At 62.7% G+C, this 15,709-nt stretch carries 15 protein-coding genes; 11 read left to right on the forward strand and 4 right to left on the reverse strand.

Translation table 11 applies throughout. From position 1 onward, the window contains the following. Positions 1 to 185: 185 nt before the first annotated feature. The 5 genes from AB4Y85_RS00705 (at position 186) to AB4Y85_RS00725 (ending at position 4,880) form a co-directional block, all read left to right on the forward strand. A complete protein-coding gene (locus AB4Y85_RS00705; protein WP_441982927.1) occupies positions 186 to 1,370 on the forward strand; it encodes an aminotransferase in 1,185 nt (394 codons plus the stop codon). A gap of 199 nt (positions 1,371 to 1,569) precedes the next feature. After that, a complete protein-coding gene (locus AB4Y85_RS00710) occupies positions 1,570 to 2,604 on the forward strand; it encodes a Ppx/GppA phosphatase family protein (protein ID WP_441983224.1) in 1,035 nt (344 codons plus the stop codon). Next, a complete protein-coding gene (locus tag AB4Y85_RS00715) occupies positions 2,601 to 3,302 on the forward strand; it encodes an RlmE family RNA methyltransferase (RefSeq protein WP_441982928.1) in 702 nt (233 codons plus the stop codon). Before AB4Y85_RS00710 ends, AB4Y85_RS00715 begins: the two co-directional genes overlap by 4 nt. A gap of 41 nt (positions 3,303 to 3,343) precedes the next feature. After that, entirely contained in the window at positions 3,344 to 4,279 is a 936-nt protein-coding gene (locus AB4Y85_RS00720) for a Gfo/Idh/MocA family protein (protein ID WP_441982929.1), read from the forward strand. A gap of 139 nt (positions 4,280 to 4,418) precedes the next feature. Beyond that, the gene (locus AB4Y85_RS00725; protein ID WP_441983225.1) at positions 4,419 to 4,880 is read left to right on the forward strand and encodes a hypothetical protein; all 462 of its coding nucleotides are present in this window, start codon (positions 4,419 to 4,421) and stop codon (positions 4,878 to 4,880) included. 64 nt (positions 4,881 to 4,944) lie between these two features. On the opposite strand, the gene AB4Y85_RS00730 is transcribed toward AB4Y85_RS00725, so the two are convergent. Continuing rightward, positions 4,945 to 5,802 (reverse strand): dienelactone hydrolase family protein, encoded by an 858-nt coding sequence (locus AB4Y85_RS00730; protein WP_441982930.1) that lies wholly within the window; start codon positions 5,800 to 5,802, stop codon positions 4,945 to 4,947. A 39-nt stretch (positions 5,803 to 5,841) separates the two neighbouring features. Beyond that, on the reverse strand, positions 5,842 to 7,299 hold the full coding sequence (locus AB4Y85_RS00735) for a DHA2 family efflux MFS transporter permease subunit (protein ID WP_441982931.1): 1,458 nt from the start codon (positions 7,297 to 7,299) through the stop codon (positions 5,842 to 5,844). Between the two features lie 173 nt (positions 7,300 to 7,472). Here AB4Y85_RS00735 and guaB point away from each other — a divergent pair, with 173 nt between their 5' ends. After that, a complete protein-coding gene (gene guaB, locus AB4Y85_RS00740; protein WP_441982932.1) occupies positions 7,473 to 8,966 on the forward strand; it encodes an IMP dehydrogenase in 1,494 nt (497 codons plus the stop codon). Between the two features lie 21 nt (positions 8,967 to 8,987). After that, positions 8,988 to 9,419 carry an MAPEG family protein gene (locus tag AB4Y85_RS00745; RefSeq protein WP_441982933.1) on the forward strand — a complete coding sequence of 144 codons (432 nt, stop codon included), beginning with the start codon at positions 8,988 to 8,990 and terminating at the stop codon, positions 9,417 to 9,419. Positions 9,420 to 9,664: 245 nt separating this feature from the next. Here the strand turns inward: AB4Y85_RS00745 and AB4Y85_RS00750 are convergent, their stop codons facing one another. Further along, on the reverse strand, positions 9,665 to 9,808 hold the full coding sequence (locus tag AB4Y85_RS00750; protein WP_441982934.1) for a hypothetical protein: 144 nt from the start codon (positions 9,806 to 9,808) through the stop codon (positions 9,665 to 9,667). A 120-nt stretch (positions 9,809 to 9,928) separates the two neighbouring features. Between AB4Y85_RS00750 and AB4Y85_RS00755 the strand changes: the two genes are divergently transcribed. The 4 genes from AB4Y85_RS00755 (at position 9,929) to AB4Y85_RS00770 (ending at position 13,706) form a co-directional block, all read left to right on the forward strand. Further along, entirely contained in the window at positions 9,929 to 11,224 is a 1,296-nt protein-coding gene (locus AB4Y85_RS00755) for an RsmB/NOP family class I SAM-dependent RNA methyltransferase (protein ID WP_441982935.1), read from the forward strand. Positions 11,225 to 11,353: 129 nt separating this feature from the next. Then, positions 11,354 to 12,910, forward strand: a complete 1,557-nt coding sequence (guaA, locus tag AB4Y85_RS00760; protein ID WP_441982936.1) for a glutamine-hydrolyzing GMP synthase — start codon at positions 11,354 to 11,356, stop codon at positions 12,908 to 12,910. A 95-nt stretch (positions 12,911 to 13,005) separates the two neighbouring features. Continuing rightward, positions 13,006 to 13,296: a DUF1330 domain-containing protein gene (locus tag AB4Y85_RS00765; protein ID WP_441982937.1), complete on the forward strand. Its 291-nt coding sequence runs from the start codon at positions 13,006 to 13,008 to the stop codon at positions 13,294 to 13,296. Between the two features lie 62 nt (positions 13,297 to 13,358). Next, positions 13,359 to 13,706, forward strand: coding sequence for an ArsC family reductase (locus AB4Y85_RS00770; RefSeq protein ID WP_441982938.1), 348 nt, complete (start codon positions 13,359 to 13,361; stop codon positions 13,704 to 13,706). 86 nt (positions 13,707 to 13,792) lie between these two features. Here the strand turns inward: AB4Y85_RS00770 and AB4Y85_RS00775 are convergent, their stop codons facing one another. After that, positions 13,793 to 15,688, reverse strand: coding sequence for a TRAP transporter large permease (locus AB4Y85_RS00775; protein WP_441982939.1), 1,896 nt, complete (start codon positions 15,686 to 15,688; stop codon positions 13,793 to 13,795). Positions 15,689 to 15,709 lie beyond the last annotated feature (21 nt).

The following is a 15,709-nucleotide window of genomic DNA, read 5'->3' on the forward strand; positions in this document are numbered from 1 at the left end:
ATCGGCCTTGTGCCGGTGATCCCGATTGTCTGAAGCGCCGCGCTTTTCTAATCGGGGTGGCCGGGACAAGCCCGGCCATGACGTCGAAGTATCGATCTGCTTACGATAACCCTTGAAGGGCAGGAGATTTCGGTGGAGGTTCACCGGGTTTTCTGCCCTTTCGTTTTCGAGGAGCCAAGCCCTTCATGGCGAGCCTTGCGTTCAACCCCATCAATCCCCTGGTCGCGGATGTGGGCAGCCCTCCAATCCCGGAAGCACAGAGCTGGCTGAAGCGCTATGACGGTGCCTATGGCCCGCTGATGAACCTCTCCCAGGCCGTGCCGGGCAATCCGCCGCATGAAAGCTTCCTGGAGCGCCTGTCCGCCGCCGCAGGCTTGGCGACGAGCGCCCAATATGGCCCGATCAACGGGGGCAACGAGCTGCGGGCTACCTACGCTGCCGAGATGTCACGGCTCTACGAGGGCCGAATCGAAGCGCAGGACATCGCGGTCACGGCAGGCTGCAACATGGCCTTTTTCGCCGCCATGATGCTGCTGGCCCATCGCGGCGAGGCTGTGCTGGTGCCGACGCCTTGGTACTTCAACCACCAGATGACCCTCGATATGCTGGGTATCGAGCCCCGCCCGCTGCCGTGCCGCCCGGAAAACGGGTTCGTGCCGAGGCCTGAGGATGCGGAGGCGCTGATCGACGACAAGGTGCGCACCATCGTCCTCGTCACGCCCAACAACCCGACCGGGGCCGTCTATCCCGCGCATGTCATCGAAAGCTTCGCCGAGCTGTGCCGCCGCCGCGGCATTTACCTCGTGATCGACGAGACTTACCGGGACTTTCTGCCGCAGGACATGAAGAATCCACACAGCCTTTTCACGGCCGAGGCCTGGCGTGATACGGTGATCCAGCTCTACTCGTTCTCGAAATCCTACGCCATTCCCGGTCACCGGATGGGGGCGATAACGGCGGATGCCGGCCTTATCGAGCAGATCGCCAAGATTCTGGACTGCATCCAGATCTGCCCGCCCCGAACCGCTCAGGCCGTTCTGCCTTGGGCCATCGATGGGTTGCGCGACTGGCGGGAGGCCAACCGGGCCGAGATCAACCAGCGCGCCGCCGTGTTCCAGGCGGCTCTCGCCCCTCTACCGGAGTGGCAAATCGAATCGGTCGGTGCCTATTTCGCCTATGTCCGGCACCCCTTCGAGGGCACCAAGGCCCAGGTCGTAGCCGAAAAGCTGGCGACCGAGCGGGGTGTTCTCTGCCTTCCCGGAAGCTATTTCGGACCGGGCCAGGAAAGGTATCTACGCATTGCAATCGCCAATGTAAGCGCGGCAATTCTCGAAAGGCTGACCGCTCGGATGGATGGTCTAACACTCTGATTCGTCACCAGGGCTGTCCGGATAATCTGTGCGGCTGCCCTTGGCAGGAGTGCGATGCGGTTGTTACTCTGGATTCCAAGCAGCATCCCTCGTGTGGATGCCCAAGGATTCTGAGTTGACCGTTAAAGCCGATGCGACGAACGAATTTGACGATCGACGCGCGGACCCGTCTCCCGGGGCCGAGGGCGGCTCGTCATGGATCGCGCAGGCAGCCTCGTCGTCACGACGGCACCAGAAGCGTCGCTCCACGCGCAGCTACGCGGCGCTCGACCTCGGCACCAACAATTGCCGCCTGCTGATCGCGGAGCCCGCGCATTATGGGTTTCGCGTCGTCGATGCGTTCTCGCGGATCGTCCGGCTCGGCGAAGGCTTGGGGCTCGGCAATATGCTCAGCGACGACGCTATCGAGCGCACGATAGATGCCCTGCGCATCTGCCGAGACAAGATGGCCGCCAAGGATGTATCGCGGGCGCGCCTCGTCGCGACGGAGGCATGCCGCCTTGCCGATAACGGCGCGTCCTTCATCGAGCGTGTGCGCAACGACCTCGAACTCGAACTGGAGATCGTAGACCGCAAGACGGAGGCCTATCTCGCGGTGACCGGCTGCGCGGCTTTGGCCGATCCCAAGGCGCAATCGGTCATCGTGTTCGATATCGGTGGCGGCTCCACGGAGATCGCCTGGGTCGACGGCCCGCCGCCTCATGCCTTCGCCGATCCCTGCAAGCGCATCCGCGCGTGGGATTCGCTGCCCGTCGGCGTCGTGACCCTTGCCGAACGCTATGGCGGCATCGATGTGACGCCCGAGAGCTTCGAGGGCATGGTCGAAGAGGTATCCGAACTCCTCCTCGATTTCGCGCTCATTGCAGCGGCAGCGGGCCGTGCTCCTAACTTCCATCTGCTCGGCACGTCGGGAACCGTCACCACGGTCGGCGGCATTCACCTGGGGCTGGAGCGCTATGACCGGCGCAAGGTCGATGGGATGTGGATGTGCAATGCCGACATCTCGACAGTCATGACCCGCCTGCTGCATTCCGATTTCCAGCAGCGGGCTGAAAACCCTTGCATCGGCAGGGAACGCGCCGATCTGGTTCTCGCCGGCTGCGCCATTCTCGAAGCGATCCGCCGGGCATTCCCCTCGGATCGCTTACGTATTGCAGACCGTGGTCTGCGCGAAGGAATTTTGATGAATATGATGCGTGAGGACAGCGTCTGGCGGGGAGGCTCGCAGCGGTGACGGCTAGCAAGTCAGGCTCGGGTGTCCGCAATCTCAAGCAGCGCGTGAAAACGGCGAACAAGCGGTCCCTCTCGTCCCAGAAATGGCTGGAGCGCCAGCTCAACGATCCTTATGTGGCGCGCGCCAAGCGTGAAGGCTACCGCTCGCGCGCGGCCTTCAAGCTTTTGGAGATCGACGAGAAGTACCACCTACTCAAACCCGGCCAGCGCATCGTGGACCTGGGCGCCGCGCCCGGCGGCTGGTCGCAGATCGCCGCCAGGAAGGTGGGGCCGAAGGGCAAGGTCGTCGGCATCGATCTCCTGCCCATCGACCCCATGGCGGGCGTGGATTTCATCGAGTTGGACTTCCTGGACGAGAGCGCTCCCGGCAGGCTCATCGAGCTTCTCGGTGGTCAGGCCGATGTGGTCATGTCCGATATGGCGGCGAACACGACCGGCCATAAGAAGACCGATCACCTGCGGATCATCGGCCTTGCCGAAGCCGCGATCTATTTCGCCCGCGAGATCCTGGCGCCGGGCGGTGCCTTCGTCGCCAAGGTGTTCCAGGGCGGCACGGAATCGCAACTCCTCACGGACCTAAAGCGGGATTTTGCCGTGGTCCGGCACGTCAAGCCTGCGGCAAGCCGCGCCGACTCGGCGGAACTCTACGTGCTGGCGACCGGTTTTCGGGGTACGACCGACCGGGAACTTGAGGGCTGACGGCCCGCTTGCGTGGTCGCCATAACAGAAGGACCACGCATATGACCGTCCATAAGATCGGCATCATCGGCCTCGGCAAGATCGCGCAGGATCAGCACCTGCCGGTCATCAAATCCAATCCGGATTTCGAGCTCCTGGCCGTGTCGAGCACGCGCGGCCTGTCGCATGAGGACGCGAAGTATACGTTCCAGGATTACCATGAACTGCTGAAGGTTCCTGAACTCGACGTTGTTGCGATCTGCACGCCGCCGCAGGTCCGCCATCAGATCGCGCGGGATGCGCTGCTGGCGGGAAAGAGCGTGCTTCTGGAAAAGCCGCCCGCCGCGACTTTAAGCGAGCTGGAAGACCTGCGGGTGCTGGCCGAGAGGGCCGGCAAGACGATCTTCACCACCTGGCATTCCCAGTACAACAAGGCCGTCGACGAGGCGAAGAAGGCGCTCGCCGGCTGGTCCATCAAGCGGCTCCTGGTGACCTGGAAGGAAGATGTGCGCCATTGGCATCCCGGTCAGGAATGGATCTGGCAGGCGGGCGGCTTCGGCATCTTCGATCCCGGCATCAACGCGCTGTCCATCGTGACCCGCATCATGCCCGAGCCGATCTTCATCAAGACGTCGACGCTGCAGTTTCCCTCCAACAGGGATGCGCCGATCGCAGCTAATCTGGAGTTCCAGACCGGCCACACCGACGGCAATCTCCAGGCCGTCTTCGACTGGCGCCAGACCGGCCCGCAGAGCTGGGACATCGAGGTGGAAACCGACGCCGGTTTCACATTGAAGCTCTCGCAAGGCGGCAGCTGCCTCGAAATCGACGGGCGTCTCGTGGTGCAGGAGCAGCCCCAGGAATATCAGGGCATCTATCGCCGCTTCGACGCACTCCTCACCCTCAACCGGTCGGAGGTGGACGACACGCCGTTCCGATTGGTGGCGGACGCGTTCATGATCGGGAAAAGGGTGCAGGTGGATCCATTCGTGGAATAACAAAGCCTGTAGGGAACCATTTCGCTGTTCAGGCATGATCGTAATGAGCGCTCCCCGGTGAGGGAGAGGGCGTCCGCTTCGTAGCGACGCAAAACGCTTTTGCTGGATCGAGAGCGCACGCAAGCGTGGAGGTTTGATCATGCAACGGCACTTGATTTTATCTGCGATCATGGCCGGTACGGCAGGACTGATCCTGGTCAGCTCATTGCCGGCTTCTGCCCTGACGATGAAGGAATGTAGCGACAAGTATAAGGCTGCCCAAGCAGGCGGGACCCTCGGGGCGATGAAGTGGAACGATTTCCGCAAGGCGGAATGTGGAATGACAGCGGCTCCAGCGACAACCGGGGCTGTGACACCTCAGACCCAGGCAAAGCCATCGACGGGGCAGCCCAATGCGCCGCTGGTGCGAGGCAATGTGGTCTTCCCGACGACCGTCTCGTCGAAATACTCGACTGAATCCGTTGGGAAAGCCCGGATGCATACCTGCCTCGATCAATACAAAGCCAATCAGGCAGCCGGCGGAACAAGCAATGGCGGCTTGAAATGGATTGAGAAGGGCGGCGGCTACTATTCGCAGTGCAACGCCCATCTGAAAGGCTGAGGAGAGCCGTTCAACCGCTCGTCATTCCAGGCCCCGTCACGCCTCTGGAATGACGAGCGAGGTGTTAAGCCAAATTCTTCTTCAAGAATCCGACCGTCCGGCTCCAGGCGAGATCGGCTGTTTCCTTATCGTAACGGGCAGCGTTGGTGTCGTTGTTGAAGGCGTGGTTGGCGCCCTCGTAGACATAAATCTCGTAGGTCTTCCCGGCCTGCTTGAGTGCCGCTTCATAGGCGGGAATGCCTGCATTGATGCGTTCATCCAGTCCGCCATAGTGCAGCATCATGGCCGCCTGGATCTTCGGCACATCCTCGGCCTTCGGCTGGCCGCCATAATAGGCGACGCCTGCATTGAGGTTCGGCTCGTTCACGGCGAGATTGTTCACCGCGCCGCCGCCCCAGCAGAAGCCGATGGCGCCGACCTTGCCGTTGCTGTCGGGCCGTCCCTTAAGGTAGGCCACCGCCGCCTTGCCGTTGGCGATGACATCCGGCTGCTTCAACTGCCCGATCATCTCGCGGCCCTTCTCCTCGTCGGCGGGCGTGCCGCCCATGGGCGAGAGGTAATCGAGGCCGAGCGCGATGAAACCTTCAGTCGCCATGCGCCGGGTGACATCCTTGATATGCGGGTTGAGGCCCCGGTTCTCGTGGATAACGATCACGGTCGGCAGCTTGCCGGAGGCGCCCTTGGGTTTCACGAGATAGCCTTTGAGGCCCTGCGCGCCAGGAATGTCCACGATCTCCGCAGTGATCCTCGGGTCGCCTTCCGGCACGGTCTGCGCTTGCGCGTAGTTGTTCTGCAGGATCGGAAGCAGGGCTGTTGCTGCAGCCGTGCTGCCGGCGAGCGCCGCGAGCTTGTCGAGGAAGTTGCGGCGGTTCATGCCGCCATGGGTGAAGTCGTCGTAGAGGTCGATGATACGTTTGTCCAAGGTCGCCTCCTGGTTACCTCAGGCGATAGTAACGCGCTTCTATCGCCGTTCCACCTCCTCACCGAGATTTGTTGTGCCGTCGCCCATGCCTGTAGCGGGGGGCTTCCTCTCGACGGCCCGATGGCCTGACATCTCCGCGCCAGCCGTTGGATGAAGGCCCATGAAGATGAAGCCGGCAAGCGCGGAAACCGTCGCTACGGCCCAGAAGGCGGGGCCGAAATCCTCGGCCGCGATGGCTGTCCTGCCCTGCCAATGGGCGGCCGCTTCCACCACATAGGCGCCGAAGGCCACGCCGATGCTGAGCGCCACCTGCTGCGCCGCGCTCGACAGGCTCGTGGCATAGCTCATGTCGCGCTTGGAGATTTCCGCGTAGCCGATGGCGTTGAGGCTCGTGAATTGCAGCGAGCGGAAACAGCCGCCGATGAAGAGGATGGCCATGATCAACCAATGAGGCGTCGAAGGCGTGAAGAACCCGTTGAAGGCCACGAAAGCCGCCCCGATGAAGGCATTGATCACCAGCACACTACGGAAGCCGACGCGCTCCAGGATGCGCCTGGCCATGGTCTTCATGAACAGCGCGCCGACCGCCGCAATGAAGGTGAGAGATCCCGAGGCGACCGGGCTCAGGCCGAATCCGACCTGGAGCATCAGCGGCAGGAGAAAGGGGATGGCGCCGATCCCGATCCGGAAAAGCGAACCGCCGAGAACGCTGATACGGAAGGTCGGGACCTTGAGGAGCTTGAGCTGAAGCACCGGATGCGGGGTCCGTCTTGCGTGCCAGACGTAAGCCGCCACGCACAGTGCGCCGATGATGATGCAGCCCAGGGAAACCTCTTCCGGAATGAGATGCCGCCCGCCCGAGGCAAAGCCCAGCATGAGGAGAGCAAGCCCCATGCCTGACAAAAGGAAGCCAAGGATGTCGAGAGGCGGCGTGTCCTCTTCCCGGATATTCGGAATGAAGATCGTGGCGAGCACGATCCCGAGGATGCCGATCGGAATGTTGATGAAGAAGATCCAGCGCCAGTGGAAATAAGTGGTGATGAAGCCGCCCAACGGCGGACCGACCACGGGGCCGATGAGGGCAGGGATGGTGAGCGTGGCCAGGGCCTGCACCACCTCGTTGCGGGGCACGCTCCGCAGCAGCACGAGACGCCCGACCGGCACCATCATGGCCCCGCCCATGCCCTGGACGAACCGGGCGATCACGAACCCTTCGAGGGACTGCGCTCCGGCGCAGGCGAGCGAGCCCGCCATGAACACGCCGATGGCGATGGTGAAGATGGTGCGCGAACCGTACTTGTCCGCCACCCAGCCGGAGATCGGGATGAAGATGGCCAAGCTGATGAGATAGGATGTGAGAGCAAGCTTCAGCGCAATCGGGTCGGTCCCCAGATCCTGCGCGATCATGGGGAGCGAGGTCGAAATCACCGTCGAATCCATGTTTTCCATGAAAAGCGCGGTGGCGATGATGAGGGGAAGGAGGCGGACTTGGCGCATGACCTTTGGCACTTAACTTCCGAACAACGCATTGCATAGCCATTTGATGCAAGGCAGGTCTGCTGGGAAATGCGTCCTTAGCTCTTTGCGAAAGCGAAACACCATGCTACGGACCCGTGCCAACTCGACAAAGCGATATCGCTTGCCTCACCGCGCACCCGAAGGAGTTGGCCATGGCCTCCGTATTTGCCGATAAGATCATCGAAGGACTGACCTTCGATGACGTTTTGCTCAGGCCCGGCCGCTCTGAGGTTCTGCCCGCCGACGTGAATGTCGGCACGCGGCTGACCCGCACCATCCGCCTGAACATGCCCATCGTCGCCTCCGCCATGGATACGGTGACGGAAGCCCGCATGGCCATCGCCATGGCCCAGAACGGCGGCCTCGGCGTGATCCACCGCAACCTAGAGCCCGAGGTCCAGGCCGAGCAGGTGCGTCTCGTGAAGCGCTACGAGTCGGGCATGGTGATGAACCCCATCACGAGCTATCCCGACGAGACCCTGGCCGATGCGCTGGCAACCATGAAGCATCATGGGATTTCCGGCATTCCGGTGGTGGAGCGCGGCCCCAGCGGAACCAAGGGCAAGCTGGTCGGCATCCTCACCAACCGCGATGTGCGCTTTGCCAGCAACCCCGGCCAGCCCGTCTCTGAGCTGATGACGAAGGACCGGCTCATCACGGTGCGCGAGGGCGTGAGCCAGGACGAGGCCCGCCGCCTGCTGCACCAATTCCGCATCGAGAAGCTGCTGGTCGTCGATGACCATTATCGCTGCATCGGCCTGATCACGGTGAAGGACATCGAGAAGCAGGTGGCCTATCCGAACGCCGCCAAGGATTCTCAAGGCCGTCTTCTCGTCGCCGCCGCCACCACCACGGGCGAGCAGGGCTTCGAGCGCGCCGAGCGCCTCATCGATGCCGGTTGCGACGTGGTTGTCGTCGATACGGCTCACGGCCATTCCGTGAAGGTTCTGGAGAGCGTCACCCGTGTGAAGAAGCTTTCCAATGCCGTGCAGGTGATCGCGGGTAACGTCGCCACTCGCGAGGGTGCGCAGGCGCTCATCGATGCCGGTGCAGACGCGATCAAGGTCGGCATCGGCCCCGGCTCCATCTGCACCACCCGCATCGTTGCGGGCGTCGGTGTGCCTCAGCTCACTGCCATCATGGAAGCCGTCGAGGCAGCCTCGCAGGCCGATGTGCCGGTAATTGCGGATGGCGGCATCAAGTTCTCGGGCGATCTCGCGAAGGCGCTCGCGGCGGGCGCCTCCTGCGCCATGGTGGGCTCGCTGCTCGCGGGTACGGACGAGACCCCCGGCGAGGTGTTCCTCTACCAGGGCCGTTCCTACAAGTCCTATCGCGGCATGGGTTCCGTGGGCGCCATGGCCCGCGGTTCGGCCGACCGCTACTTCCAGGCGGAAGTCCGCGACACGCTCAAGCTCGTGCCGGAAGGCATCGAGGGGCAGGTGGCCTACAAGGGTCCGGTCTCGGGCGTGCTGCACCAGCTCACCGGCGGCCTTCGTGCCTCCATGGGTTATGTGGGCGCGGCGACCCTGCAGGAATTCAGCGAAAAGGCCCAGTTCATCCGCATCACGAGCGCGGGCCTGCGCGAAAGTCACGTCCATGACGTGACGATCACCAGGGAGAGCCCTAATTACCCGACTCGCAGCTAAGCTTCAGTCGAGTTTTTACCCATGAGCATCACCGCCATTCTTCTGCCCGTCTTTGTCCTTGTCGGGCTGACCTTCATCCTGCTTCTCATGACGGGGAACAGGAGGTTCGCGAGCCTTCGTTCCGGCGAGGTGAAGGTGGGGGACATCGCGCTGGGCGAGCGCAACTGGCCTAAACGCGTTCTGCAGCTTCAGAACGCGTTTCACAATCAGTTCGAAATGCCGGTGCTGTTCTACCTGCTGGTGGCGTTCGCGCTCATCACCCGCAAGGCGGACATGCTCTTCGTGATAATGTCGTGGATGTTCGTGGCAAGCCGTCTGGTTCACGCGTTCATTCACACGACCTCGAACAAGATCATGTGGCGCTTCCAGGCCTTTGCGGTCGGCGTTCTGATCCTCGCCATCATGTGGGTGATCTTCGCCGTCCGCATCTTTGCGGCCGAGGCTGGCGTTTAAGCCTATATTTCAACGTCATGGCCGGGCCTGTCCCGGCCATCCACGTCTTTCGATCCCCATAGCCCTCATCCTGAGGGATCGCGCCAGCGATCGTCTCGAAGGACGAGGGCGTCTCCAGATATCACTGGATGATCCTTCGAGACGCCTGCTCTGCAGGCTCCTCAGGATGAGGTCGGTGAGGTGGAGGCGAAGGCGTTGATCACCGGCACAAGGCCGGTGATGACGTGCGGAGACTGTGATAGACGTCAGAAGCGCTTGCCGCTCTCGAGCTGGGTCTTCGCGTCCGTCGCCTTGCGCGGGGGCGGGGTGAAGTCGGCGGCGGGGGCAGTGGCGCAGGCCGCGATGGCAAGGGTCAGGCCGAGGGCGGCGATGCGGGACAGGATCGACATAGTCAGAAGCTCCGATAGAGAATCGTGCGGAATGCACGGTTACTAAATCCACTACTGATCGGGTCGGAAAATAGGAAACAATGTGTCGTTTATACGGCCAAGGTTAAGTGTGCTTTTTCAATGACACCTGCTGCTCGCATCTCCGCCGCCATCGAAGTGCTTGGCGATATCGAAGCCCGCCGCCGTCCGGCGACCGACGCTCTCAAGGATTGGGGTCTGTCGCACCGCTTCGCCGGGTCCAAGGACCGGGCTGCCATCGCAAGCCTCGTCTACGATGCCCTGCGCCGGAAATCCTCCGCCGCCTGGATCATGGGTGAGGCGACACCCCGCGCCGTCGTGCTCGGCATGCTTAAGCTCCAGCGCGGCCTGACGGTCGATGCAATTGCGGCCCTATGCTCCGGCGAGCGTTTCGCGCCCGAACCTCTCTCTGCCCAAGAGCGGGAGCGGCTGCAAGCCGCGAACCTCGATGGGGCTCCGGCTCCCGTGGCTGGCGATTTCCCGGACTGGATCGAGCCCTCGCTAACGAGGCTCTTCGGCGATGACTTGGTAGCCGAGATGCAGGCGCTCACCACGCGCGCGCCTCTCGATATGCGGGTCAACACCCTGAAGGTCTCCTCCCGCGAGGAGGCGCACGATGCTCTCCCGCATCTGGGCGCCGTCGAGACGCCGCTGTCGCCTCTGGGCCTGCGAGTGCTGCCGAGTGAGGACGGACGCGGCCCCGCCGTGCAGTCGGAGCCGGAGTTCATCAAGGGCTGGATCGAGATTCAGGACGAAGGCTCACAGCTGGTAGGCATTCTGTCCGGCGTGAAGCCCGGCGAGCAGGTGGTCGATCTCTGCGCTGGCGGCGGCGGCAAGACGCTGGAACTCGCCGCCATGATGGCGAACCATGGACAGATCTACGCCACCGACAGTGACAATCGGCGTCTTGCGCCGATCCATGACCGGCTGGCCAGGGCAGGGGTCCGCAACGTCCAGGTCCGCACCCCGAGGGGCGGGGCCGATGCGGTGACGGATCTCGACGGCAAGATCGATTGCGTGCTCGTGGATGCGCCCTGCACGGGCATCGGCACATGGCGGCGCAACCCGGATGCCAAATGGCGCCTGCGGCCCGGCAGCCTGGAGGTTCGCCTCAAGGAGCAGGCGACAGTTCTCGACCGCGCCGCCGCTCTCGTGAAGCAGGGCGGGCGGATCGTCTACATCACCTGCTCGATCCTGCCTGAGGAGAACGATGACGCACTTTCCGCCTTCATGGCGCGGCACCAGGGCTTCAAGCCTGTGAAGGCGTCGGACGTGCTTGCGTCAGTGGGGCTTGAGAGCTTGAAGAAGCTCGTCAGGCCGACGACCTATGGTCTTCAGCTGACGCCGCTGAAGACCGGCACGGACGGTTTCTTCTTCTCCGTTCTGACGAAAGCTTAAGGTGCGGCAGAAAGGCGTTAAAACGCCGGGTGCCGCATCATCGAGACTCAAAAGGCATGACAGGCCGACAAGTATGAGGGTAAAGCACGGGGGCTCCCGTACTTCCGCACCTTGCTCACGCGAGAGACCATGACCCAGACCCACGACAAGATTCTCATCGTCGATTTCGGCTCCCAGGTAACCCAGCTCATTGCGCGCCGCGTACGTGAGGACGGCGTGTATTCCGAGGTCGTGCCGTTCCAGAAGGCGGCTGAAGCCATCCGGATCATGAAGCCCAAGGGCGTGATCCTCTCCGGCGGCCCTGAATCGGTCACGGCCGACGCTTCGCCCCGTGCGCCCCAAGAGCTGTTCGAGACGGGCCTGCCGATCTTCGGCATCTGCTACGGCCAGCAGACCATGGCGGCCCAGCTCGGCGGCCAGGTCGAGGGCGGGCACCATTCGGAATTCGGCCGGTCTGAGGTTGAGGTCTTGACCGAGAGCCCGCTCTTCCAGGGCGTGTGGCAGGTCGGCAAGAAGTATCCTGTGTGGATGAGCCATGGCGACCGGGTGACCGACCTGCCTGAGGGCTTCGAGGTGCTGGCCATTTCCGAGAACGCTCCCTTCGCCGCGGTCGCGGACGAAGCGCGCAAATTCTATGCCGTCCAGTTCCACCCCGAAGTGGTGCATACGCCGCAAGGCGCGCAGCTGATCCGCAACTTCGTGCGAGATATTGCCGGTTGCCGGGGCGATTGGACCATGAAGGCTTTCCGCGAGGAGGCCATCGAGCGCATCCGCGCCCAGGTCGGCACAGGACGCGTGATCTGCGGCCTGTCCGGCGGTGTGGACTCGGCTGTGGCGGCGGTGCTGATCCACGAGGCTATCGGCGACCAGCTCACCTGCGTGTTCGTGGATCACGGCCTGCTGCGCTCATCGGAAGCCGAGCAGGTGGTGACGCTCTTCCGCGACCACTACAACATCCCGCTCGTGCATGTTCAGGCGCAGGATCTCTTCATCGGCGCGTTAGAGGGCGTGTCCGACCCGGAGGTGAAGCGCAAAACCATCGGCAAGCTCTTCATCGATGTGTTCGACGAGGAAGCGAAGAAGATCGGCGGCGCAGACTTCCTGGCTCAAGGGACGCTCTATCCCGACGTGATCGAGAGCGTGTCCTTCACCGGCGGTCCCTCCGTCACCATCAAAAGTCACCACAACGTGGGCGGCCTGCCCGAGCGCATGAAGATGAAGCTCGTGGAGCCGCTTCGTGAACTGTTCAAGGACGAAGTACGCGTGCTCGGCCGCGAGCTCGGCCTGCCGGATGCCTTCGTCGGACGCCACCCATTCCCCGGTCCGGGCCTCGCGATCCGCGTTCCCGGCACGATCACCCGCGAAAAGCTCGACATCCTGCGCAAGGCCGATGCGATCTATCTCGAAGAGATCCGCAATGCCGGCCTCTACGATGAAATCTGGCAGGCCTTCGCCGTGCTGCTGCCGGTGAAGACCGTGGGCGTCATGGGCGATGCGCGCACCTACGACCATGTCTGCGCACTGCGCGCCGTCACCTCCATCGACGGCATGACGGCTGATTTCTACCCCTTCGACATGGCCTTCCTCGGCCGCGTTGCGACCCGCATCATCAACGAGGTCAAGGGTATCAACCGCGTGACCTATGACATCACCTCGAAGCCGCCCGGTACGATTGAGTGGGAGTAACTATCGGCTTGCGCCCGAAGCTGCGATCGTCCCGACTTTGGCGCTTCAGCGGAACTTCAGTATAGTGGCGAGTGCAAGCTGAGGAGTTGAAGACGATGCCGAAAGCGTATTGGGTTGCCGCTTATCGATCAGTCAGCAATCCTGACGCCCTGGCTGCCTATGCCAAGCTCAGTGGCCCTGCGATCACCGCCGCAGGCGGTCGCATCCTTGCGCGGGGATTGCCTGCTCACCTCTATGAGGCGGGGCTTCAGCAGCGCACGGTCGTCATCGAGTTCGACTCCTTGGAGCAGGCTATGGCTGCGCATGATAGTCCAGCGTATCAGGAGGCCTTGGCCGCCCTCGGCGACGGGGCGGAGCGCGACATTCGGATCATCGAAGGGGTGTAAGCATACGCGGCTCCCGCCTGGACGCCGGTGTCTACGTTCATTCAAGTGAGTGGGAACAAGCGTTGTCGATCACGATCTACGGCATCAAGAACTGCGACACGATGAAGAAGGCGCGCGCCTGGCTGGACGCCAAGGGTGTGTCTTACGCCTTTCACGACTACAAGGCCGCGGGCATCGACCGTGCTCGGCTTGAGGGCTGGGCGCGGGATGCGGGCTGGGAGACGCTTCTCAATCGCGCGGGCATGACGTTCCGCAAGCTACCGGATGCGGAGAAGGCCGGGATCGATGAGCGAAAAGCACTGGCGCTGATGCTCGATCAGCCCTCCATGATCAAGCGTCCTGTGCTCGACTTGGGAGGCCGGCTCGTTATCGGCTTCAAACCGGAGCAATACGAGATGGCTCTTCGCTGAACAGAAGCTCTCCGATTAAGGATTGTCGGGATAAACAAAAAGGCGGGCTTCAAAGCCCGCCTTTTTCGTATCTCGCGTTAGCCGCCTTACTGAATCTTCGGCGGTTCGTCGAAGTTGAGGCCGGGGAGGCCGCCCGGTTCGCTGCCGGGGCCTCCAAGGCCAGGCACGAGGAGCTGATCTAGCTTCTGCTGGACCGCGGCTGGATCGACCACGGGGCCGGCGGCTTTGTAGTGCATCACGATCTGCGGGAACATGATCACGATGCCGACCATGATGAGCTGGATCACCACGAAGGGCACAGCACCCCAATAGATCTGGCCCGTGGTCACCGGCTCCATGCGCTTGCCCGTCACCCGGTCGATATACGGCACCTTGGGAGCCACCGAGCGCAGGAAGAAGAGCGCGAAGCCGAAGGGTGGGTGCATGAACGAGGTCTGCATGTTCACGGCCAGGATTACGCCGAACCAGATCAGATCGATGCCGAGCTTGTCTGCAGCGGGCCCGAGGAGCGGGATGATGATGAAGGCCAGCTCGAAGTAGTCGAGGAAGAAGGCCAGGAAGAACACCAGGATGTTCACGAAGACCAGGAAGCCGACTTGGCCACCTGGCAGAGAGGTGAGCAGGTGCTCGACCCAGATATGGCCGTTCACGCCGTAGAAGGTGAGCGAGAATACGCGCGCACCGATCAGGATGAACAGCACGAAGGCTGACAGCTTCGCGGTCGCTTCCGTGGCCTGGCGAACCAGGGTCCAGTTGAAGCGGGCCGGATTGTTGTCGAGCTTGCGCTTGATGGCTGCCAGGATCACCGATCCCAGCGCGCCCATGGCGCCGCCTTCCGTCGGCGTGGCAAGGCCGATGAAGATGGTGCCGAGCACAAGGAAGATCAGCAGGAGCGGGGGCACCATGACGAAGGTGACCTGCTGCGCCATGTTCGACATGAGGCGAAGGCCGCTGAAGCGTTCCACGAGGCCGACGATCAGAGCATAAATCGCGCCTGCAAGGATCATCTCCATCGTCAGGGCGAGAGCTTCACGGCCTTGGTTGTGGAAGTAAACGTAGAGCCCCACGAGAGCAGCAACCAGAACGGCGGAGATCGCGATGCGCTTGGCTCCCAGCATCTTGTTCATGAGAGCGCAGATAAGCGCCACCACGGTCGCGACGCAGATCGTCAGAATGACGAAATCCGCACCGGCTTTCGTGTTCGTCTGTGACAGCACGTAGTAGCCGACGAAGCCGGAGAACAAGACGAGGATGCCGAGCTGCCACACGCCGCGTGCGCCATCGGGCTCGCGGTAGCCGATGGCTTCCGGCGGGAGGCCGGGGGCTGTTTTCGGATAGAAGATCGACATCAGCATGATGTAGCCGGCATAGAGGCCGGTGAGGATCAGGCCGGGCAGGAACGCGCCTTCGTACATGTCGCCCACCGAGCGGCCGAGCTGGTCGGCCATGACGATGAGAACGAGCGAGGGCGGGATGATCTGGGCGAGCGTACCCGAGGCCGCGATCACGCCCGAAGCGAGACGGCGGTCATAGCCGTAGCGCAGCATGATCGGCAGCGAGATCAGGCCCATGGAGATCACGGAGGCCGCGACGACGCCGGTGGTGGCGGCAAGCAGCGCGCCGACGAAGATCACCGCATAAGCAAGGCCGCCGCGCACGGGGCCGAAGAGCTGGCCGATGGTGTCGAGCAGGTCTTCCGCCATGCCCGAGCGCTCCAGCACCAATCCCATGAACGTGAAGAACGGGATCGCCAGCAGCACCTCGTTCGACATAGTGCCGAAGATGCGGTCCGGCAGGGCCTGGAGGAGGGGCCAGGACAGGGTGATGGTTTCGGGCGCGTAGGGAGCAAGCTCCACCGCCACGAAGAAGAAGAGAAGGCCATTTGCCGCCAGCGCGAAGGCGACGGGGTAGCCGAGAAGAAGAAAAACCACGAGCGCCGCGAACATGATCGGCGCGAGGTTCTGGGCAATCAATGCAGCCATGGGTGCAAACTCCGGAAAACT

The organism is Microvirga sp. 2YAF29 (assembly GCF_052114605.1).
Lineage (GTDB): Bacteria > Pseudomonadota > Alphaproteobacteria > Rhizobiales > Beijerinckiaceae > Microvirga.

What these genes read in the sequence shown, in the direction of transcription:
- AB4Y85_RS00705 (WP_441982927.1), top strand. Translation starts at nt 186, where the DNA reads ATGGCGAGCCTTGCGTTCAACCCCATCAATCCCCTGGTCGCGGATGTG.
- AB4Y85_RS00720 (WP_441982929.1), top strand. Translation starts at nt 3,344, where the DNA reads ATGACCGTCCATAAGATCGGCATCATCGGCCTCGGCAAGATCGCGCAG.
- AB4Y85_RS00725 (WP_441983225.1), top strand. Translation starts at nt 4,419, where the DNA reads ATGCAACGGCACTTGATTTTATCTGCGATCATGGCCGGTACGGCAGGA.
- AB4Y85_RS00735 (WP_441982931.1), bottom strand. Translation starts at nt 7,299, where the DNA reads ATGCGCCAAGTCCGCCTCCTTCCCCTCATCATCGCCACCGCGCTTTTC.
- guaB (WP_441982932.1), top strand. Translation starts at nt 7,473, where the DNA reads ATGGCCTCCGTATTTGCCGATAAGATCATCGAAGGACTGACCTTCGAT.
- AB4Y85_RS00745 (WP_441982933.1), top strand. Translation starts at nt 8,988, where the DNA reads ATGAGCATCACCGCCATTCTTCTGCCCGTCTTTGTCCTTGTCGGGCTG.
- AB4Y85_RS00750 (WP_441982934.1), bottom strand. Translation starts at nt 9,808, where the DNA reads ATGTCGATCCTGTCCCGCATCGCCGCCCTCGGCCTGACCCTTGCCATC.
- AB4Y85_RS00755 (WP_441982935.1), top strand. Translation starts at nt 9,929, where the DNA reads ATGACACCTGCTGCTCGCATCTCCGCCGCCATCGAAGTGCTTGGCGAT.
- guaA (WP_441982936.1), top strand. Translation starts at nt 11,354, where the DNA reads ATGACCCAGACCCACGACAAGATTCTCATCGTCGATTTCGGCTCCCAG.
- AB4Y85_RS00765 (WP_441982937.1), top strand. Translation starts at nt 13,006, where the DNA reads ATGCCGAAAGCGTATTGGGTTGCCGCTTATCGATCAGTCAGCAATCCT.
- AB4Y85_RS00775 (WP_441982939.1), bottom strand. Translation starts at nt 15,688, where the DNA reads ATGGCTGCATTGATTGCCCAGAACCTCGCGCCGATCATGTTCGCGGCG.